General features: G+C 68.5%; 6 protein-coding genes. 2 read left to right on the top strand and 4 right to left on the bottom strand.

Going from position 1 to position 22,947, the window contains the following annotated elements:
• Positions 1-8: 8 nt before the first annotated feature.
• Positions 9-1,541 (bottom strand): adenylate/guanylate cyclase domain-containing protein, encoded by a 1,533-nt coding sequence (locus OSB52_RS02050; RefSeq protein WP_266059925.1) that lies wholly within the window; start codon positions 1,539-1,541, stop codon positions 9-11.
• Between the two features lie 55 nt (positions 1,542-1,596).
• Complete coding sequence (locus OSB52_RS02045) at positions 1,597-2,883, bottom strand: adenylosuccinate synthase (protein ID WP_235724453.1); 1,287 nt, start codon at positions 2,881-2,883, stop codon at positions 1,597-1,599.
• Positions 2,884-2,962: 79 nt separating this feature from the next.
• Between OSB52_RS02045 and OSB52_RS02040 the strand changes: the two genes are divergently transcribed.
• Together OSB52_RS02040 and OSB52_RS02035 are read left to right on the top strand one after the other, a co-directional pair.
• Positions 2,963-3,619 (top strand): hypothetical protein, encoded by a 657-nt coding sequence (locus tag OSB52_RS02040; protein WP_235724452.1) that lies wholly within the window; start codon positions 2,963-2,965, stop codon positions 3,617-3,619.
• A complete protein-coding gene (locus tag OSB52_RS02035; protein WP_235724451.1) occupies positions 3,616-4,458 on the top strand; it encodes a site-2 protease family protein in 843 nt (280 codons plus the stop codon). The genes OSB52_RS02040 and OSB52_RS02035 overlap by 4 nt, the downstream gene beginning before the upstream one ends.
• Positions 4,459-4,463: 5 nt before the next feature.
• Here OSB52_RS02035 and OSB52_RS02030 read toward each other — a convergent pair whose 3' ends face one another.
• Positions 4,464-5,327: a glycosyltransferase family 2 protein gene (locus OSB52_RS02030; RefSeq protein ID WP_266059924.1), complete on the bottom strand. Its 864-nt coding sequence runs from the start codon at positions 5,325-5,327 to the stop codon at positions 4,464-4,466.
• Entirely contained in the window at positions 5,324-22,684 is a 17,361-nt protein-coding gene (locus OSB52_RS02025; RefSeq protein WP_266059923.1) for a non-ribosomal peptide synthetase, read from the bottom strand. Before OSB52_RS02025 ends, OSB52_RS02030 begins: the two co-directional genes overlap by 4 nt.
• Positions 22,685-22,947 lie beyond the last annotated feature (263 nt).

Below are 22,947 nucleotides of genomic sequence, written 5' to 3'. Positions count from 1 at the left end.
CGCATGCGCTACAGCGCCGCGTACACCACCGTCTCTTCGCTGCGTCCACGAAGCGTCGTGCTTTCTTGCCGTTCCCATGACGTCGCCTCACCGGCGGCTGCATCCACAGCCCGTCCGGAAGCCAACGGACGGCGCGGATCGCGCTTGGCCAGCTCCGACAACCGCGCACTCTCGTTGACCGGATCGCCGATCACCGTGTACTCGAATCGCTCGATGGCGCCCACATTTCCGGCCACCACCGTCCCGTAGCTGACGCCGATGCCCGCGGAGATGTCCGGAACCTCATGCGCCAGGCCGCTCGCGATGTCGCGAGCCGCCATCAAAGCCGCACCCGCCGGATCGTCGATCTCGAGCGGAGCTCCGAAAATGGCGAGCACCGCATCCCCTTCGAATTTGTTCACCAACCCCTGACCACGTTCCACTGCTGCCACGATCACGGCGAAGAACCTATTCAGGATCTCGACGACCTCGCTCGGACTACGCCCCTGCGCCAGCGTCGTGGATCCGATCACGTCGACGAACACCACCGCCACAGTGCGCTCGGCGCCGCCGAGCTCGGGGTCCTGAGCCAACGCCGCCTCGGCCACATCGCGACCCACATGACGGCCGAACAGATCCCGCATGCGTTCGCGCTCACGCAATCCGCCCACCATGCTGTTGAAACCCACCTGCAGATCACCGAGCTCGGTGCCGTCGTAGACGACGAGATCGACATCCGAGATCCGGCCGCTCTGCACCCGGTTCATCGCGGTACGCACACTCCGGATCGGCGCCGTCACACTGATACTGGTCAGCACCGTCAGCAGCAACCCTGTCGACAACGCGATCACGGCCAGCACCGTGACACCCACGAACAGATCGAGTTTCGACGTGTCATCCCGAAAAGCACCGAAGAACACCACCAGCAGGATGCCGATGATCGGTATCGCTGACCCCACCATCCACGACACGATCGACCGCGAGCGGACTCCACTGCGTTTACGCCGCCGGTAGCCGGCGCTGATCACCTCGGCCGCCACCGGCCGCAGCGCGAATTCGATGAGCAGGTAGGAGATCGCGACCACCACAATGCCGCTGAGCCCCACCACGAAGAACATCTTCGGGATCAGATTCGGGTCCAGAACGCCGTACATGATGGTGAACATGACGGTTGCCGCCGCCCACAACGCACCCTGGATGAACACCAGTCGCCAGGGCGCGCGCTGCGCACGTCGGGCGTCCTTGGCGGTTGGCGGACGATCCCGGATGGCCCACTGCAGATCTCGCACCACCACCACGGTGCCGAACACGGTGCCCACCACAAACGCCACCGCCACATACACCGGCACCGCGATGTAGTTGACCCACCACAGCTCCGACTGGAACAACGAAGGCTCCGGAATCCCTACCGCCGACAACGCGATCGCCAGAATCGCGCCGATCAGGTTGGCGATCAACAGGAACGACGTCAGCAGGGTCTGGATGCGAACCCGCTGCTTGAACCCGCCCTCAGACGCCGAACCGAGCAGGATCGATCCGTAGTCACGACTCCCCCGGTCCATCCCGCCCCCTCGACGGTTACTCGACGTCCGATACCGCACCTAGACGATGACGCAGCTAGACGATCTCGCGTCGCACTATGGTCTGATCGCGCCCCGGTCCCACCCCGATGCACGAGATATGTGCGCCGGCAAGATCTTCCAGACGCAGAATGTAGTCCTGCGCATTCTTGGGCAGTTCCTCGAAGGTCGTGCATCCGGAGATGTCCTCCCACCAGCCGGGCATCTCCTCGTAGATCGGCTTGGCGTGATGGAAACCGGTCTGCGTCATCGGCATGTCCTCGACTCGCTCACCGTCGACGTCGTAGGCCACGCAGATCGGCACCGTGTCCAGGCTGGACAGCACGTCGAGCTTGGTGAGGAAGTAGTCGGTGATCCCGTTGACCCGGGTCGCATACCGCGCGATCACCGCATCGAACCAGCCGCAGCGCCGCGCCCGACCCGTGGTGACGCCGACCTCTCCGCCGGTCTTGGCGAGGTAGGCACCCCACTCGTCGAACAGCTCGGTCGGGAACGGCCCCGACCCGACACGCGTCGTGTACGCCTTCAGAATGCCCAACACGGTGGTGATCTTGTTGGGTCCGATTCCCGCGCCAACCGCCGCACCACCCGAGGTGGGGTTCGACGACGTCACGTACGGATATGTGCCGTGGTCGACATCGAGCAGCGTGCCCTGCGACCCCTCCAACAGCACCGTCTCGCCCCGTTCGAGCGCCTTGTTGAGCAGCAACCGGGTGTCGGCGATCCGATGTTTGAAGCCCTCGGCCTGCTCGAGCACCTCATCGACCACCTGCGCCGGCTCGAGCGCGCGGCGGTTGTAGATCTTGACCAGGATCTGATTCTTCAGCTCGAGCGCTGCCTCGACCTTCTGGGCGAGGATCTTCTCGTCCAGCACGTCGGCCGCCCGCACGCCGACACGAGCGATCTTGTCCTGATAGCACGGCCCGATACCCCGGCCGGTGGTCCCGATCTTCTTGTTGCCGAGGAAACGCTCGGTGACCTTGTCGATCGCCACGTGGTACGGCATCAGCAGATGCGCATCCGCGGAGATCATCAGGCCCGAGGTGTCGATGTCGCGGTCTTCGAGTCCACCCAGCTCGGTGAGCAGCACCCCCGGATCCACCACGACACCGTTACCGATGACGTTCTTCACTCCCGGGGTGAGGATGCCCGACGGGATCAAGTGCAGAGCGAAGGTCTCACCGTTCGGCAGCACCACCGTGTGACCGGCATTGTTGCCGCCCTGGTAGCGGACAACCCATTGCAGCTTCCCGCCCAGGAGGTCGGTCGCCTTGCCTTTGCCCTCGTCACCCCATTGGGCGCCGATCAGCACGATCGCGGCCATGGTCGGTTACTCCTTCGAGTCGGGACGGGTGAACAACAGGCCAACCTTACTTGTTCGCCCGGGTCGATACGCTATTCGAGTGTCTTTTGCGCTGATTTCGCAGGCCTCCCGCTCCGACGACAAGACCGCCATCCGCACCGCGGTCACCACGGCGGTGGCCGACCCCGCGGTCACCCGCCTCCTCGTGGAACCGCGCGTCGCCGAGCGGGTCGCCCCGACCATCGCCGACGAGTCGGACACCTTCTTCGCCCAGGTGCTGGCCGCGTTGATGCTGGCCGAGCGCCTCGACGTGGAGGTGGCCCTGCTACCGGCGGAGGCCACCGGCGCCTCCACACGCTACGGCCTACCGCACGGACCGGCAGCGCGGGAACTCGCCGAACACGGCACGGCGACCTCGGTACCGCTGATCCGCGACGACGCGGCCACCGTCCTGCTCGGCCGAGCCCGACACCTCGGCGCCGAAGGCGCCAAACTGCACGGCGAGACCTACGTCGACAGCGAACGACTGTTCCGTGGCGAGGTGCGCTCGGTGCTCATCGAACCCACCCTTGCCCTGCCCGGCCTGCGCGCCCAGGTGGAGCGGTTGCTGCTGCCGGGCCGCTGGCTGACCGGGCGCGCGGCCCAGACCGGCGGCACCAACATCGTCGTCGAAAGGGAGGGCGTGGTGAATCCCCGCGTGGTCAAGCGATCCACCTTCTACCGGCACGACACCGACCTGCGCCTGGTACGGCCATGACCTCGGCACCGTTGCGTCCGACGACCCGCGAGATCATCCGCGCGGTACGTCCCGGCCCGGTCTTCCTCGGTCTGGTGGTCGCCGCCGCGGCCGGCGGATGGCTGGTCGCGGGCTCCGCACCGGGCCGCAACCTCGAGTCGGTCGGCGGCACCCTGCTGTTGGTACTGGCCGGCTGGGTCATCTCGCTGTGCCTGCACGAATTCGCCCACGCGGTAACCGCCTTCCGCTTCGGCGACCGCAACGCCGAACTGCGCGGATATCTCACCCTCAACCCGCTGCGCTACACCCACCCCGGGCTGTCGATCGGGCTGCCGCTACTGATCATCCTGTTGGGTGGCATCGGTTTTCCCGGCGGTGCGGTGTACGTCCACCAGCACGGATTCACCCGCGCCCAACGGACGATGGTGTCGCTGGCCGGGCCACTCACCAACGCCGCACTCGGCGCGATCCTGCTGATCGTGGTGAGATTCGCCCAACCCAGCACATACGGATCGCAGGGTTTCGGCTCAGGCGACAACGTCCTGTATTTCGCCGACGGACTCAATCTGTGGGCCGCCCTGTCGATGCTGGCATTCCTGCAGATCACCGCCGCAGTCCTCAACATCGCGCCGGTGCCCGGCTTCGACGGCTACGGGGCCATCGAACCGTATCTGTCCGAGCAGACCCGGTTCTCGATGCAGAAGATCGCGCCGTACGGCTTCCTGATCGTGTTCGCACTACTGTTCATCCCGTTCCTCAACCGCGCCTTCTTCGACTTCGTCTACTGGCTGTTCGGCCTGTCCGGGGTGCCCAGCGTCCTCGCGTCCTACGGGTGGAATCTGTTCGTGTTCTGGCGATGAGAGTGTCACGGATACACGACGCGGTACTTCACGCTGCCCGCGATGCGCCCGACGAGATTGCCGGTCACCCACACCCACGCGCCGCGGCGCTTACGCGACCAACCCCACGGCCACACCGGCGCGGTCGCGGCCACCACGACCGCATGGACGGGAAACCACCACCACTGCCGGCCGGGCGCACCGAACTGCTTCGCCGCCCGCGCCTCCTCACGGCCGTAGTCGACGACCTGATGCCAGGTCTCCCGCAGCCCGGTGCGATACCGGTAAGCCACCATCGCCGCCGGCGCGTAGCCGAAACGGTAGCCCGACGTCTGCACCCGCCAGCAGAACTCGACGTCACTGCCGGCCGTCGGATACGACTCGTCCCACCCGCCGACGGCGTCGAACACCTCCCGACGCACCCCGAGGTTGCAACCGAACGTGATGGGCAGGAAGCGGGCGAGCACCGCTGCGCGATCAGGATCGGGTAGTTCACGCCACGCCGCGACCACCGGATCGTTGAGCGTGTCGCGCTCCAGGGGTCCGCCGACGATGTCGCAGCGCTGCCCCTCCTCCAGCAGCGCACGCAACCAGCCCGGATACACCGCGTCATCCTGATCGCAATAGGCGATGAAACCGTATCGTGCCGAACGGGTCCCGACATTGCGCGCATGGGAGGTACCGGCCACCGCCGACGAGTCGACATAGCGCAGATCGAGTCGCTGCCGATGAGGATGGGTGGCCACGTGCCGCCGGAGTTCGTCGCTGCCCTCGTTGTCGCTGAGGATCACCTCGAACGGCGCCGAACAGTCCTGCGCGGTCAGCGCATCGAGTTGGACGTCGAGATCCGGCAGGCCGCGGTAGGCGGCGATCACCACCGATGCGTTCACCGAAGCAGCCCCCGCAACTCGGCGACCGTGATGGACACCCCGCGGTCGGCCAGCGCTGCGAGTACCGCGCGGAAACCGGCGACCATCGTCTCGGCAGTAGCCCGATCGAACAACGCCGTCGGATACATCAGTGTCCCGGTCAGTCCCGCCGGTACGCCGTCGGCGTGTCGCTCCCGCATCGTGATCTCCACCTCGTGTTTGGCCACCACGCGTTCGATCGGCTCACGCCGCACGCGCACCGCGCCCAGATCGACCTCCGCATCCACCGACCCGTCCGGTTCCGGCTGCACGATCAACGTCGCCGGGAACAGCGGATGTTCACCCGGGGTGACCGAGATACCCAGTGCTGCAGTTAGTTCCGGCGTAGACACGTCTGGATGCCGCAGCCCGCCCACCAGTTGCTCGTGCACGTCGGCGATCACCTCACCGATCGTGCGCCGATCGTCGACGTCCAGGCGCATCGCCAGATCCTCGGAGAAGTTGCCGACCACTCCCGCCAGCTCCGGATGCGGACGGTTCGCGTTCGCGGTCGCCACATGGACATCCGGAGAGTCGGCGCCCTCGGCGAGAATCACCGCGAATGCCGCCTGCAGCAGCGAGAACAGCGCCACCGACCGGCTCTTCGCCAGGTCGTCGAGTGTCGCATGCGCCGAGCCCTCGACGACGAACTCGATCCCCGCCCCCATCGGATTCCACCGCTCCGGTCGAGGACGATCGGTCCGCAACCGCGGCCGGAAGTCGTTGCTGCGGTCGGCGAATCTGGCTGTCCAGTAGTCCAGTTGACGCTGCCCGTGCTCGGACGGCGCGGTCGGTGCGCCCAGCAGGCGGCGCTGCCACTGCGCGTAGTCGCGGAACCGCACGCCGGGTTCGGGCAGCTCGGGTACCGCACCGTTACAGCGGGCGGCGAACGCCACCACCATGTCACGTGTCAGCAGCGACATCGACTGACCGTCGACATTGAGGTGATGGGACACCACCACCAGCACGTGGGTGTGCTCATCGAGCCGCAACAGCCGCACCCGCAACGGCGCGACCCCGTCGAAGTCCAACGGCGACCAGGCGATCGCGTCGATCACCCGGGCGCTGTCCGCATCGTCGACCGGCACCGGCTCGAGGTCCCGCTTCAGCACCTCACGCAGGTCATCGATGTCGGTCACCACCAGTTCCGGCCCCGAATCGGTGTCGCGATATGTCGTGCGCAACGCCTCATGCCGCTCGACCACGTCGAGCAACGCCGCGCGCAACGCCGCGACGTCCAGCACCCCGGACAGCCGCAGCGCGAACGGCACATTCCAGTCGGCGCCGACGCCGTCGGCGACCGCCGCGAAGATTCGGCGTTGCGCCGGCGCGATCGGCGCGACCGGGCCGTCGACCCGGACCCGCCCCAGCGCCGCATCGTCGTCGGTGCCCGCCTCGAGCAGCGCCGCCACCGCGTCGGAGAACTCCGCGACATCCGCGGATTCGAACAACACGCGAACCGGCACCGGCACCCCGAGGTCGGTCTCGAGACCAGCGGCGACGCGCGTCGCCGACAGCGAGTTGCCGCCGACACCGAAAAAGTTGTCCGACAATCCGACCCGATCGGTTCCGGTGACCGATTCCACCACCCGCACCACTGCAGCCTGCACCGGCGTGGACGGTGCCACATACTCGCGGCGCGGACGCGGCGGCTGTGGCAACGCCTGCCGGTCGACCTTGCCGTTCGCGGTGTACGGCAGCGCTTGGAGCCGATGCACCTCCGGGATCATGTAGCTGGGCACCATGTCACGAATCTGACGGCCCACCACGTCACCGGGACTCGAACCGACGACGAACCCGACCAGACGCACCTCGTCGCCCTCTCCCACCGTGACGACCACGGCCTCGTCGACGCCTGCACATCGCCGCAGCGCGGCCTCGATCTCCCCGGGCTCGATGCGGAAGCCGTGCACCTTGAGCTGATGGTCGGTCCGTCCGAGATACTCCAACTCACCATTGTGGTCACGGCGCACCAGGTCTCCGGTGCGATACATCCGCTCACCGGTGAACGGATCGGCGACGAACGAGGCCGACGTGCGTCCCGGGTCGCCGTGATAGCCGCGCGCCAGCTGCACGCCGGCGAGATACAGCTCACCCGCGACCCCCGGAGCCACCGGATGCAGCCGCGCGTCGAGGACGCGCAGCGCCACCGACGGTTGCGCCCGCCCGATCGGAATCCGATCCGCCTCGGCTTCCGGGTCCACCTGATGTGCGGTCACACTGACGGTTGCCTCGGTGGGTCCGTACAGATTGTGGAGTGCGGCCGACGACATCGCCGACATGCGCCGCACCAGCGCGGCCGGCAATTCCTCACCGATACACAGGACAGTGCGCACCGACTCCGGGAACCGGCCGCCGTCGAGCATCATCGACAATGCCGACGGCACCGTGGGCAGCACGGTCACCCCCGAACGCCCCATGGCTTCGCCCAGGGCACGACCGTCGCGTTCCACGCCGGGCTCGGCGATCACCAGCCGGGCACCACACAGCAGCGCCCACCAGTACTCCCACACCGACAGGTCGAAACCGGCGGCTGTCTTGACCATGACGGCGTCGGTCTCGTCGAGCGCGTAGGTCTGCTGCATCCACCGCAGTTGTTCGGCAACCGCACCGTAGGACACTGCAACGCCTTTGGGGCGGCCGGTCGACCCCGACGTGAACAACACGTAGGCCGGATTCTCCGGTCGCAACGACCGCAGCCGTGGGGGTTCGACGACGTCGGCCGGATGCCGATCCCCCACCTCGGTGAGATCGAGCACCGGACGGCCGAACATCGAATCGCCCGCCGAGGCATCGGAGATCACCAACAGCGCATCGGCCGACTCCACGATCATCCGGGCGCGTTCACCGCCCACGGTCGTACCCACCGGAACGGGATCCACAGGAACGTAGGCGCCGCCCACGGTCACCACCGCGAACATCGCGGTGAGCTGATCGATACCGCGTGCCAGGGCGATGGCCACCCGGTCCTCCGGGCCCACCCCGCGCCGCGCGAGTTCGTCGGCCACCGCGGCCACCCGGCGGTGGAACTGACGGTAGGTGAGGTGGGAGTCATCCCACGACACCGCGCGCGCATCCGGTGTGCGGCACACCTGGCGGGTGAACAGCTCCGCGAGATCGAAACGCGCGGCCCGAACGGGGTGCGTCGCTTCATCGCGTGCCGGCACCGTCACCGACCCTGCGCGTTCGGTGTCGTCGAGGATCTCGAGGTCACCGACAGCGCAATCGGATCGGGACACCAGCCCGTCCAGCACGGCCACGAACCATCGGGTCAGGTTGAGCGCGGTGGAGTGGTCGAACAGCTCGGTGGCATAGGACAACTGCGCACTGAGCCCGGTGGGGGTCGCGCCGTCCCAGCGTTCGACCAGGGTGAGGTGCAGATCGAACTCGGCCAGACCGTTGTCCTCGTCGATGGCCTCGATCGTCAGCTCCGGCAGCTCGATCGCGAGACGCCCGATGTTCTGGAACGACAGCGCCACCTGGAACACCGGGTGGCGGGCGGCGGTGCGGGTCAGGTCGAGGCCGTCGACGACGCGGTCGAACGGCAATGTGGTGCGGGAGAACGCGGCCAGATCCGCGTCACGCGCGATCGCCAGCGCTTCTGTTCCGGTGGCGTCCGCGGGAATCTGGGTGCGCAACGCGAGCATGTTGACGAACATGCCCACCACCCGTTCCAGGCGCTCGTCCTCCCGTCCGGCCACCGGGGTGCCGATCACCACATCCCGGTTGGCGCCGAGCCGGCCGAGCAGCACGGCCAACGCCGTGTGCGCCACCATGAATGCACTCGCCGAGTGTCGCTGCGCATGGTCGAGCATGCGGGCATGCAGATCCGCGTCGAGGTCGAAGTCGACCCGGGCGCCGATCCCGCTTCGCTGCGCAGGCCGTGGCCGGTCGGTCGGCAGGTCGATCACCGGTGGGGCATCGGCCAGCCGGTCCTGCCAATAGGCGAGTTCGGTGGCGGCGCGCCCGTCACCGTCGGCCAACAACGCCTGCTGCCAGATCGCGAAGTCCGCGTACTGCACGGCCAGGGGCACGAATTCGGGTGCGACCCCCGACAGTCGGGCACGGTAGGCATCCGACAGCTCGGTCGCGAGGCCGACGACGGACAGGCCGTCGGCGCTGATGTGGTGCAACACCAGGGCGAAGATGTGTTCGGCGGCCGCGGCGGCCGGACCCTCCACCGAGAACAGTTCCGCGCGGATCGGCGGCTCGGCGGTGACATCGAACTCGGTGCGCATCACCGATCGCAGCACGTCGGGCAGGGCAGCGGCACCGACGAGCTGCGGTGCCAACTTCACCGGGACGTCGGTCGGCGACAGGATCACCTGGTACGGGTGACCCTCGGTGTCCGCCGGATACATCGTGCGCAGCGCCTCATGACGCTCGACGAGATCGCCCAGCGCCGCCGCGAACGCCTTGTGCTCCATCGTTCCGGTGAGCCGCAGGATGATCGGGATGTTCTCGGTGGCCGCCGACGGGTCGAACCGGTTGAGGAACCACATCCGTTGCTGCGCCGGGGACAGCGGAATCGTCGCGGGCCGCGGCAGTGGACCGAGCGCCGGGGTGGTGCCTGCTTGCGCCCGCCCGATTCGCCGGGCGAGTTCGCGGGCAGTGGGCGCGTCGAACAGGTCACGAACCGCGATGTCACGCCCGGTGACGCCCCGCAGCCGCGACACCACCCGGGTGGCCGACAATGAATCACCGCCGACCTCGAAGAAGTTGTCCAGCACGCCGAGACGTTCGAGTCGGAGTACCTCGGCGAACGCGGCGACCACCACTTCCTCGTGGGTGGTGGCGGCCGCCGCATGCTCCACGACATCGAAGTGCGGCTCGGGCAGCGCACGACGGTCGATCTTGCCCGCTGCCGTCAGCGGCAGCGCATCGACTTCGGTGATCGAGGACGGCACCGCGTACGCCGGCAACCGCGACCGCAGGTGGGCCATCAGTGCGATCCGGTCGAACGGCTGCGATCGCGCCGGCTCCACGTACGCAACGAGGGCGAGCGCGTCGGCCGGCCCGGGGCGGCCGACGGCGACGGCGGCACCGACGCCCGGATACGACCGCACGGCGGCTTCCACCTCGCCGAGTTCCACCCGATGTCCGCGAATCTTGATCTGGAAGTCACTGCGTCCGTGGTGGATCAGCGTGAGCTTGCCGGCGGGATCGGCTACCTGGCGGACGAGGTCGCCGGTTCGGTAGCGCCGTGACCCGGGCGGACCGTCCGGGTCGGCCACGAAGGTGGCGGCCGTCAGACCCGGCCGTCCGTGATAGCCGCGGGCCAACCCCTGACCCGAGACATACAGTTCGCCGGTCACCCCGGGCGCGGATCGGGTCAGGCTCGGCGAGAGTACCCGCGCGGCGGTGCCTGCGATCTCCCGGCCGATGGGCACTGCCGCACCCGACACCGGCGGCAGCGGACCCGCCGTGGTGGCCATGATGGTCGACTCGGTGGGGCCGTAGGCGTTGAAGAATCTCTTGCCCAACGCGATCCAACGGTTCGCGGTGGCCGGTGCGCAGGCGTCACCGCCGACGATCAGCACTTCGAGGCGCGGTAGGGGGTCCTGGGCAATCGCGTCGATCACCGGTATCTCGATCGTGTCGAGTGCACCGGGGGTGAGGAAGGCGTGTGTCACCTGCTGCTCGTGGAGGACACCGCGCAGGTCCTCGGCCCCGTAAATATCCGTCGGCGCGATGACCGACGTCGCGCCGGCGTCGGCGGCGAGGAGCAGTTCCAGGATAGCCGCATCGAACCCCGGGGACGCGAAATGCAGTACCCGGCTGTCGGCCCTGACACCGTAGCGGCGCTGCTCGGCGACGAATGCCGACAGTCCGCGATGGGTGACCGCGACCGCTTTCGGCCGTCCGGTGGACCCGGACGTGTAGATCAGGTAGGCGAGCTGGTCGACATGTCGCCGGACCGGGGTCGGCGGCTGCGACGACCGGCGCGATGCCACGGTGTCGAGTTCGATCACCTCGCCGACACCGGCCAATGTCTCTGCGGCGCAGCGATCCCGCTGCTGGGAGGTGGTGACGACGATGGCCGCTCCCGAGTCTTGCAGCATGAACGCGACCCGGTCGTCGGGCTGGCGCGGGTCGATCGGCACGAACGCCGCGCCGGTGGACGCCACCGCTCGCAACGCGGTGTAGAAGCGGATCGAACGGCTCAGGTACAGCGCGACCACGACCTCCGGTCCGGCACCCGCCGCCCGCAGACGCGCAGCGAGTTCGTCGGTTGCGCAACGCAGTTCATCCTCGCCCAGCTCCCGCAGCACCGTCGGGTCGGACGCGCACGGGTCGCAGCCGACCAGGCGGTGACCGGGTGTGTCCAGGATCTCGGCCAGGTACCGCGGCGTGACGGCTGCGGGTCCGGCGGCGCCGTCGAGTGCGCGTCGTTCCTGCGCGGTGAGGATTTCGACGGTCCGCAAGGTCGCGTCCGGGACTGCGGTGAACATGTCGACGGCGGTAGCGAATCGGGTCAGCAGTGTGCGCGCGGTGTCCGCGCGATACACGTCGGGCCGGTAAACGAGTTCGAGGGCAGGCGCCCCGGTTTCGCCGACGAATGCGGTGAACTCCAGATCGAATCGTGCCATCGGCACGTCCAGACGTTGCGGAGCAACAGATTCGAGGTCGGCAGCCGGGTGCTCGGCACCGTCGACGGTGAATGTCACCTGGATCAGCGGGTGACGCCCGTCGCCGCGCGAGCGCCCCAGGTCGTCGACGACCTGCTCCACATCGACGGCCGCATGCTCGATAGCCGACACGATCTGTTCGCGCGATTGATCCACCACGGCAGCGAAATCCCCGGCCTCGTCGACGTCACTGCGCAGGGCCACCAACGAGACGAACATGCCGATCAGGTCGGCGACGTCGGGCTCCCATCGGCCTGCGGTCGGGGTGCCGATCACGATGTCGCGGCCTGCGCCGGAGCGGGCCAGCGTGACGGCCAACGCCGCGTGCAACACCGCGAACGCGGTGGTGTGATGGCGATCGGCCAGATCGGCGACACGCTGCCAGATCGCGGGGTCGAGCGCCGTCCGTTCCACCGCGCCAGTCGGTCCCGCTTGCGCATCCGAATCCGCCTCGGGCACCGACAACGCGGGCGCACCGGCCAACACCGACCGCCAGTAGCGCAAGTGCTCGGACACCAAGGATGTGTCGTCGTCGACCTCGCCGAGTCGCGCGTCGGTACGCAGTACGTGGTCGGCATACTGCAGTGGCAGCGGCGCCCATTCGGGCGCCAGCCCACCGAGCCGTGCGGTGTAGGCATCCGTCAGATCGCGCGCCAGGATGCGTAGCGACCATCCGTCGGCCGCGACGTGATGGACCATCAGCAGCACCGTCGTAGTGGCGGCGTCGACGGCGTGTACCAGCAGCCGCACGGGCAGGTCGGTGCTCAGATCGATCGGTTCGGTGAGGGCGGCGGCGATCAACGCCTGCTCGACCGACCCGCTGTCGGGTGCCACGTCATCGAGCACGCGGATGAGGTGCGCGCTCAACTCGCGATCCGGTTCCATGATCCGCTGGATCGGCTGCCCACTGCCGCCGTCGGGGTAGACGGTGCGCAGGATCTCGTGCCGTGTGAGCACATCGGCGAGTGCGGCCTGCAGCGCGCCGATGTCGATGGCCTGCGGCACACGCACCGGCGCGACGATACGATAGGCGGCCGAGTCGGGATCAATGCGGTTGTGCAACACCATCTGCCGCTGGACCGCCGACAGCGGCAGCTCGGCCGGCCGGGGCGGCAGTACGACGGCGGCCGTCGCGTCCGCAGTCGCTTCGAGTGCGTCGGCGGCGGCGGCCACCGCCGCCGCGGTCCGACCGTCGAACACCGCCCGCACCGGTATCAGCACGCCGAGCCGCTGCTCGACGCCGGCAACGATTCGCGTCGCCACCAGCGAGTTGCCACCGGCGGAGAAGAAGTCGTCGTCCACGCCGACGTCGACACCGAGCACATCGGTGAACACCGCCAGCACCGTGCGCTCCGACTCCGTGCGCGGGTCGCGAGACCGGGCCTGTGCGGCGGATCGGGTGGGTGCGGGCAGCGCACGACGATCGACCTTTCCGCTGGTGCCGATGGGCAATGCGGTGGCCGGCATGATGTGTGCGGGCACCATGTGTTCGGGCAGCGTCGCCCGCAGGTGCGCACGCAGTTGCGCCACGTCGACCGGGTCGGCGTCGGTACGGCCCACCACATGGGCGACCAGTTGGTCGCCCAGTTGCGGATCGGTGTGCACCACCACGACGGCGGCAGCGACCGCGGAATGCCCCGCCAGGACGGTCTCGATCTCGCCGAGCTCCACCCGCTGGCCACGGACCTTGACCTGGAAGTCGCTGCGGCCCAAGTATTCCAACACCGGAGCAGCACCCTCCTGCGGGGCGGACCGCCAGCGCACGAGGTCGCCGGTACGGTACAACCGCTGCCCGTCGCCCCACGGTGAGGCGACGAACCGGGCCGCGGTGAGGTCACCACGACCGTGGTATCCGCGGGCGAGCTGGATACCGCCGAGGTAGAGCTCACCGGTGACCCCGAGAGGCGCCGGACGCAGGTAGCGGTCGAGCACCATCACCTCGCCGCCGGGGACCGGCCGGCCGATGGACACCGGACGGTCCACGATGTCCTCGGGGCCGACAGTGGTGGCGGTGATGTCGACGGCGGCCTCGGTCGGTCCGTACAGGTTGTGCAGAGCAGCTGGAGTGCGGCACAACAGTTCTGCCGCCGCCGGTGAGCCCAGGGCCTCCCCGCTGGTCACGACGTGCCGCAACGCCGGGAACCGTGCATCGGCGGGTAGGGCGGCGAGGAAGGTGTCGAGCATCGCCGGTACGAAATGCACCACGGTAACCGCGTGATCGCGCAGCAACTCCGCGATCTGGTAGGGGTCGCGGTGGGCATCGGCGGGTGCGAGCAACGTACGAGCGCCGGCGGCCAAGCCCCAGAACAGCTCCCACACCGACACGTCGAAGGTGACCGGGGTCTTGTGCAGGATCACGTCGGTGTTGTCGATCGGATATGCGATCTGCATCCAGTCGAGGCGGTTGACGATGCCGGCATGCGGCACCACCACGGCCTTCGGCGTGCCGGTGGACCCGGAGGTGAACAGCACGTAGGCGGGATGCTCCGGCCGCAGCGGCGCACGGCGGTCGGCATCAGTGACCGGTGTGTCCGTCCATTCACAGCAGGGATCTGCGGGGTCGATGACGGCCGAGTGCAGGTCTGCGGGTAGGTGACGATCGTCGCGGGCGACCACGACGATGGGCCGCACGGCATCGAGCATGGCCTCGATGCGCTGCGCCGGCCAGGACGGATCGACGGGCACGTAGGCGCCGCCTGCGGCGACGGTGGCGTGCACGGCGACCAGCAGGTCCAGCGACCGCTCGACCACCACCGCGACTGTGCGTTCGGGTTCGACGCCGGCCGCGATCAGCCTGCGGGCGGTCCGCGCCACCCGGGCGGCGAAGTCGGTGAAGCTGACGATTTCGGTATCGGTCACCACCGCAACGGCATCGGGGTTTCGCGCGGCCATGACGGGCAGCAGTCCGGCGAGCGTGCGCATCGGGTGAGGGTCGCCGAGAACCGGTGCGGGTGCGGGTGTGCGCCCCCACTCGGCGAGGTTCGTGTCGGCGACGTCCGTGGCCGGGGCCGCGGCCCGGTGCACCGCGCGGGCCGGTTGGGCGATCAGTCCGGCCACGACGGCGCGGAACATCTCGGCCACCTGCGTCACCGTCGCGCGGTCGAAGAGGTCGGTGGCGTAGGTCCAGCGCATCCGCACCCCGCCCTCGGGTGCCGTGCCGTCTGCGGGGAGATCCACCGTGGCGTGCAGGTCGAAACGCGCCACCGGGAGTTCGACATCGATCAGTGCGGCTCCGTCGATGACCGGCGCCGGGTCTCCGACAACCAGCATCACCCCGAAGAGCGGATGATGTGCACCGCCGCGGTCGGGTTCGTGTTCTGCCGCGAGTTCGTCGAACGGCACCTCGCTGTTGGCGAGCGCGGCGACGTCGACGTCGCGAACGTGCCGCAGCAGCTCATCGGCACTCACCGACTCGTCGATCCGGGTACGCAGGACGACTGTTTCGACGAACATGCCGATCAGGTCGTCGAGTTCGGCGGCGCCTCGCCCGGACACCGGTGTACCGATGGCGATGTCGGTGGTACCACTCAGACGGGCGAGGGTGACGGCGAGCGCGGTGTGCAGCAAGTGGAACAGCGATGCCTGTCGGCTGCGTGCGAAGTCGTCGGCCGCGGCGACCAGTTCGACATCGAGGTGCGTGTCGATGGTGTCGCCCCGATGCGTGGGGCGCACCGGGCGCGGCCGATCGACGGGTAGCGGCAGCGGGCCGGGTGGGTCGGCGAGGACATCGCGCCAGTACTCGCGCTGGCGCTGCAGCGACGGGTGGGCCGGGTGGTCATCGTCGCCGAGGAGTTGCGTCTGCCACACCGCGAAGTCGGCGTAGTGCACCGGTAGCGCAGGTGCGTCGTCCACGCCGAGGTAGCCCCCGAGGAGATCCCGCAGCAGCGGTCCGAACGACCAGCCATCGGCTGCGATGTGATGCAGCACCACCACCAGCGCCGTCGAGTCGTCCTCGGTGCGCAGTACGCGCACGCGCAGCGGGATCGCGGCCGACAGGTCGAAACCGTCGGCGGCGATCGCGGTGATGACTGCGCTCAGTTCACGTTCGGTGATCGCCGTGGCTTCCAAACTGATGTCGGCGCCGGCGATGGCCTCTTCGGTCAGCAGGATTCGCTGCTGCGGCACCCCGCCGTCGGCCGGATAGATCGTCCGCAACACCTCGTGCCGCCCGATGACGTAGGCCAGCGCGGCGCGCAACGCGGCCGGATCGGGGGTGTCGGTGAGCCGCACGGCGAACGGCAGGTTGTAGAGGCCGGTTCCCGGCGCGAACTGCTCCATCAGCCACATCCGATGCTGCGCACGCGACAGCGGCAACACCTCCGGGCGGGGCAGCGATCCGACGGCCGGCCGGTCGCTGACCGCGGCGTCGTCCACCCAGCGGGCGAGGTCGGCGATCACGGGTGCCTCGAACACCGCCCGCACCGGGACATCCCGGCCCAGTCGGCGGCCGATCCTGGCCGCGAACCGGGTGGCGAGCAGGGAGTTGCCGCCGAGCGCGAAGAATGAGTCGTCCCGACCGATCGGCTGTTCGTCGGCGACCCGGCCGTCGAGCAGTTCGGTGAGCACATCCACGATCGCGTGTTCGGTGTGGGTGGCCGGTGCGGTATACGTCGTCGCGGCCGACGTCGGCGCCGGCAGGCGAGAACGGTCCAGCTTGCCGTGGATACCCAGGGGCAGTTCGTCGAGCAACACCACCGCTGTCGGCACCATGTAGGCGGGTAGCACCGTGCGCAGACGCGCCAGGATGTCGTCGGGATCGACGGTCGCACCCGATGACGGGACCAGGTAGGCGATCAGGGCGTCACCACGCGCGACGGCCACCGCCGCGCCGCTGACCGCGGGGTCGCGCAGGAGAGCTTGTTCGATCTCCCCCAGCTCGATGCGCTGTCCGCGGATCTTCACCTGGAAGTCGTTTCGGCCCAGATACTCAAGGTCGCCATCGGCATTCACCCGAACGAGGTCACCGGTGCGGTACATCCGGCGTCCCACAGCCCGCGGGTCCGCGACGAACCGCTCGGCGGTGAGATCGGTACGACCCTGGTAACCGGCCGCCAACTGTGCACCGGCCAGGTACAGCTCGCCGGTGACCCCGGCCGGCACCGGATGTAGCCGGCGGTCCAGCACCAGCGCATCGGAGCCGGTCACCGGTCGGCCGATCGGCACCGTCACCGGCGCGTGATCATCGGTGTGCCAGGCATGTTCGGTGATACCGACGGCGGCTTCGGTGGGCCCATAGAGATTCACCACACGAGCATCGAGTTCGGTTGCGGCGCGGCGGGCCGTGACCGGGCGCAACGCTTCGCCGATACACAGAATGGTGCCGGGTGCATGGTCTCCGGCGCCGGGATCGTCGGCACGCGCGTCGAGGTAGGCCTCCAGCAGCGAGGGGACGAAATGCGCGGCGGTCACCCCGGCGCGGGTGCTCAGCGCGTCGAGGTAGGCCGGATCGCGCTGACCACCGGGCGCGGCGATCGCGAGGCGCGCGCCGGACACCAACGGCCAGAACAGTTCCCACACCGACAAGTCGAAGGTGATAGGCGTCTTGAGCAGTACGGTGTCGGCGGCACCGATCCGATGGGCGGCGCGCTTCCATCTCAACTGGGTCGCTATCGCACCGTGTGAGACGACCACCCCCTTGGGGGTACCGGTGGACCCGGAGGTGTGGATGACGTAAGCGGTGTTGTCGGCCCGCAACGGCCCGCGGCGGTCGGCGTCGGTGACTGGATGGCCGGCGAATTTATCCACCTCGGCGGTTCGGAGGTCGATCAGTACGGCGGTGGTCGGCACCCTCAGGTGCGAGACGTCCGCGTCGGTGATGATTGCGCACGCCGCGGTGGCGTCGACGATGAGGGCGGTGCGGTCGACGGGTGCGTCCGGGTCGATCGGCACGTAGGCTCCGCCGGCACGCAGGACGGCCAGGATCGCCTCGATCATCCGGGGCGAGCGCGCCATGGCCACCACCACCCGGCTCTCCGGTCCCACCCCGGCGTCGATCAGGAGGCGGGCGAGCCGATGTGTCCGATATGTCATTGCCCGATAGGTGGATTCGACCGCGGCGCCGGCGGCCTCACTCCAGATCGCGACCACGTCGGGAGAGCTGTCAGCTGCCGCATCCAGCAGATCGGTGAGCGTGTCCGCACCGGGTTCGGCCGTGTCTCCCACCAGTACCCCGTCGATGGCAGCGGGCGCGGTGGGCGCGACCAGTGCCGCACCGGAGATGTCGACTGCCGCGAGATCGCCGACGGCACAGCTCGGATCGGCGGCGGCGGCCTCGACCACAGCTGTGAACAGTTCGTGCCATCGGACCACGGTGGAGCGGTCGTACAGGTCGCGGTCGTAGTCCCACAGCACCGACATCCCAGAGTCGGTGTCGGTGATGGTCAGATGCAGTTCGGATTTCGCGACACCGGACGGCTGCTCGATCACCTCGACATCCAGGTCGTCGAGGGTCACGTGGGTGGGCGCCATGTTCTGATACGAGAAGCCCACCTGGAACAGCGGGTGATGCGCGGCCGAGCGCATCGGATTGATCAGGTCGACGAGCCGGTCGAACGGGATGTCGGCGCGTTCGACCGCGTCGAGGTCGGTCTCGCGGACGGCGGCGAGCACGGTTCGGAAGTCGTCGCCGGGACGCAAGCGGATGCGCAACACCACAATTCCGACGAACATGCCGACCAGGTCGACCAGGTTCCGGTGACCACGCCCGGCAACCGGCGTGCCGACGGCGATGTCGTCGCTGCCGGTCAACCGTGCCAGCGTCACCGCGAGGGCCGTGTGCGCCACCATGAACGGCGTGGTTCCGGTGGACTCGGCCAGCGCTCGCAGACCTGACACCACTGTCGGCGACAGCTGCGTGCGCACTTCCCCGCCCCGCCCGCGCAGGGCCGCCGGACGTGGCCGATCGGTGGGCAACTCGAGCCGTTCCGGCAGGCCTGCGAGCTGGTGGTGCCAGTAGTCCAGTTGCCGCGCGACCGTCGAGTCGGGGTCGGCCTCGCTTCCCATCAGATCGTGATGCCAGTGGGTGTAGTCGCGGTAGCTCACCGGCAGCGGTGGCCACGCCGGCGGTGTCCCCTCGCGGCGCGCCCGGTAGGCCACCGCCAGGTCCCGGGCCAGTGGCGCGGTCGACGACCCGTCGGCACTGATGTGGTGCACCACGCAGAACAGCACATGGTGGTCGGTGGCGATGCGAAGCAGATGTACCCGAATCGGCGGTGCGGCAGCGACATCGAATCCGGAGTCGGCGAGTTCCACCAGGGTTGCGGACAGTTCGGACTCTGCGACCGTGCGGACGGTACGCGTGAGATCAGTGAGCCCGACAGGCAGGTCGGCGATGTCGAGGACCTGCTGAACCGGCCCGTCGGGTGTGTCCGGGTACATGGTGCGCAACGGTTCGTGCCGCTCGATGAGGTCGGCCACCGCAGCGCTGAGCGCATCGATGTCGATGGCCCCCCGCAACCGCAATGCGATCGGGATGTTGTACATCGCCGAGTCCGGATCGAATTGGTTCATCACCCACATCCGGTGCTGCGCGGGCGACAGCGGGGTGACGCGACCGTCGTCGGGCAGCGGCCGCAGTTGCGGGCCGTCGTCGCCACCCGGTTGTTGCTCGACCCGTTCGGCGAGTGCCGCCACCGTGGGGGCCTCGAAGATCCAGCGCACCGGAACCGTGGTCGACAGACGATCGTTGATCGCCGCCACCACCTGGGTGGCGATCAGGGAGTTGCCCCCCAACGCGAAGAAGTCGTCGGTCCGACCGACCTCCCCGACACCGAGAACCTCGGCGAAGATCTCCGCCGTCAGCCGTTCGGTCTCCGTTTCGGGCCGCACGTACTCGGCGACCTCGACGGTGGGCTCGGGCAGGGCGGAGCGGTCGAGTTTGCCCGACGTCGTCAGCGGGATCGTCGTCAGGGTCACCAGCGCGTTCGGCACCATGTGCGCGGGCAGTCGTCGACGCAGGACGCCCTTGATCTCCAGGTGGTCGACGTCGCCGGTCACATAGCCGACCAGCATCTGCGCGCCGGGGCCGCCACGGACCTCGCAGGCGGCGAACTCGACGCCCGGCACCGCGGACAGTGCGGCCTCCACCTCGCCGAGTTCGATGCGGAAGCCACGGAGCTTCACCTGTCGGTCCACGCGACCCTGGTAGTCGAGGTGACCGTCGGCGTCCCAGCGCGCGAGATCCCCCGTCCGGTACATGCGGGACCCTGGCACGCCGTAGGGGTCGGCGACGAATCGACTTGCGGTGAGCGCGGTTCGGTGGTGATAGCCCAGCGCCACCCCGGCACCACCGAGGTAGAGTTCACCGGTCGAGCCCACCGGTACCGGCTGGAGTCGGTGATCGAGGATCACCGCGGTGGTACCGCTGATCGGACGCCCGATCCTCACGGGGGCACCACTGCGCAGCGGTCCGGCCAACGCGGCCATCACGGTGGTCTCGGTGGGGCCGTACGCGTTGAACATGCGACGCCCGATCGCCCACCTCGCCACCAGATCGGGTGGACATGCCTCACCTCCGACGATGACGGTGTGCAGGTCGTCGAGGCGGGTGTCGGGAACCGAGGCCAGCGCCGCCGGGGTCACGAAGGCATGGGTGACGCGGGTGCCACGCAGCAGGGCGGCCAGTTCCGCACCGCCGTACACATCGGTCGGCGCGATCACCATGGTGGCGCCGGACGCGAAGGCGAGCAACAGTTCCAGGATCGACGCGTCGAAGCTCGGTGAGGCGAAATGCAATGTGCGCGAACCAGGCCCGACCTCGTAACGCCGGTTCTGCTCGGCAGCCAAGGAGGCCACCCCCCGGTGGGAGACCATCACGCCCTTGGGCACGCCGGTCGACCCCGAGGTGTAGATGAGGTAGGCGGGATCGTCGATACGCAGCGGCCGGATGCGGTCGGTATCGGTGACCGGTTCAGGCGATGCCGCCCGGTACCGGTCGAGCATCTCGGGTGTATGACACCGGTGCCATCGGGTTGTACCGCCGGTCTGCGGCACCGCGTCGTCATAGCCGGGCGCGGTGATGCCGTGATCGGCGTCGCTGTCGTCGAGCAGGAATCGGATACGGTCGCGGGGCGACTCGGGATCGATCGGGATGAAGGCACCGCCGGCGGCCAGCACGGCGAGTTCGGTGACCACCGACAACGCACTGCGCGGCAACACGACGGCGACCACGCTGCCCGGTCCCACCCCGCGGTCGATGAGCACCCGGGCGAACCGGTTGACCCGGGCACCGAGTTCGGCATAGGTGAGGTCGGCGTCGCCGGCGATCAGGGCGGTCGTGGTCGGATGAGCGTCGATCACGTCGCCGAACAGGTTGGGCACGGTGACGGATGTCGCCGCTGCCGGGCCGGCGGCCGGGATCAGGCTCGCGCGCTCGTCGTCGGTGAAGGAGTCGAGGGTGACCGCACGTCGGTCTCCCGGCGCGTCGATCAGCTGCGCCAGGACCTGCAGGAAACGCCGATGGTGTGCACGCAACTCACCCGCCGAGTACGCTGCGGCGTTGCCCTCCAACTCGATTCGCGTCGCACCGGTGCCGGTGTAGATCGTGAATGCGAGGTCTTCCACCGGCCCGGTGGTGAGGATGTAGCTGCGGCCGGTGCACCGCCCCAGCACGACCTCGGACCGGAAGGTCATCACGTTGACCGCCGGCCCGAAGAATCCGCGTCCGACGTCGGCCGCGGCCGACCCGTCGGTCATGTCCCGGAGCATGTCCTCGAAGCGATAGCGCTGCCGGCGAAGAGCGCCGCCCATCTCGGCGGTCACACCTGCGATGAGGTCGGCGACGGTGGTGTCGGCGGTGATAGTGCTGCGGATTGGCACCACGTTGCTCACCATGCCGCCCGACCGGCGCAGCAGTGCGTTGGTGCGCGCCGACACCGGCAGGCTCAGCATCACATCGTCGGTACCGGTGCCCTGTGCGAGAAACAGCGCCGCGGCGGCGGTGACCAGGGCAGGTAGCGCGGTACCCAGCGCTGCGGCGCGTTCGGCGAGCCGAGCACTGAGGTCGGGGTCGAGCGCGTCACCACAACTGTGGGTGCGCGGGGTGACGGTCGGGTCGGGATCGGCCAGTCGGACCGGGGCGGGCAGGTCGCTCAGCCGGTGCGACCAGTACTCGCGATCACGCTCATAGCGCGCCGATTCTCGGTAGGCGAGATCGTCGGCATGAAGTTCGGCGAGGTTGCCGGCGCGACTCGGCGGCACGGACGCACCGTCGATACGGGCCGTGTAGACCTCGGAAGCACGTTGCGCGAAGGTTGCGGCACCGTAGCCGTCGAGCACGATGTGATGCACACGCGTGTACCAGAAATGGCGATCGTCGGCGATACGAATGGTCGCCGATTCGATCAGCCGGTCCTGCAGCAGATCAAGTGGTCGACGGAACTCCGCATCCATCCAGGCGCGGGCGTCGGCCTCGGGGTCGTTGCGTCCGCGGAAATCCAGATGCAGCATCTCGTCGCGCAGCGAGTCGTCGAACACCTGCTGCGGTACGCCGTCGGGTCTGGTCCCACCGACCAGCCGCATCATGCCGACGTGCAGGTCACGGGCCACCTGACGGCCCACCTCGGTGAGCAGCGCCCGATCGAGGTCGCCGCGGACATCGACGTACTGGGCGATGTTCAGCGGAACGTCGGGGACCAGCTGCTGGGCGAACCAGATACTGCGCTGGGCCGCCGAGAGGGGCACCACGTTCTCGGCCGGCGACAGATCACTCACCATCACTCACGCATCACTTGTCGGGGACATTCTCCGAGTGCCTCTCTGCGGACCCGCTGGCAGTCGTCCGACTGGGCGCTGGGGTGGCACGCAGACCGCAATGACATTTGGTTAGGGTAACCTACCAAGAAAAGGTTAGCCTAACCAATTGTGTCGGTCTGCCCGCTGTCAACGAGCGTGAGGTTCATGGCCCCTATGAACCTTGCTACGTTGACCACTGAAAGAGGCACTGTCGAGAGTAGCAGGATGGGTAGGAAAGCCAT

Origin of the sequence: Gordonia aquimaris (assembly GCF_026262595.1) — a bacterium.
Taxonomy (GTDB): domain Bacteria; phylum Actinomycetota; class Actinomycetes; order Mycobacteriales; family Mycobacteriaceae; genus Gordonia; species Gordonia tangerina.
The sequence above is the reverse complement of the archived record's forward strand: the minus strand, read 5'-3'. Positions and strand labels throughout refer to the sequence as shown.

Excerpts from the sequence above, each read along its gene's own strand:
- OSB52_RS02045 (WP_235724453.1), bottom strand. The coding sequence starts at position 2,883 with ATGGCCGCGATCGTGCTGATCGGCGCCCAATGGGGTGACGAGGGCAAA.
- OSB52_RS02035 (WP_235724451.1), top strand. The coding sequence starts at position 3,616 with ATGACCTCGGCACCGTTGCGTCCGACGACCCGCGAGATCATCCGCGCG.
- OSB52_RS02050 (WP_266059925.1), bottom strand. The coding sequence starts at position 1,541 with ATGGACCGGGGGAGTCGTGACTACGGATCGATCCTGCTCGGTTCGGCG.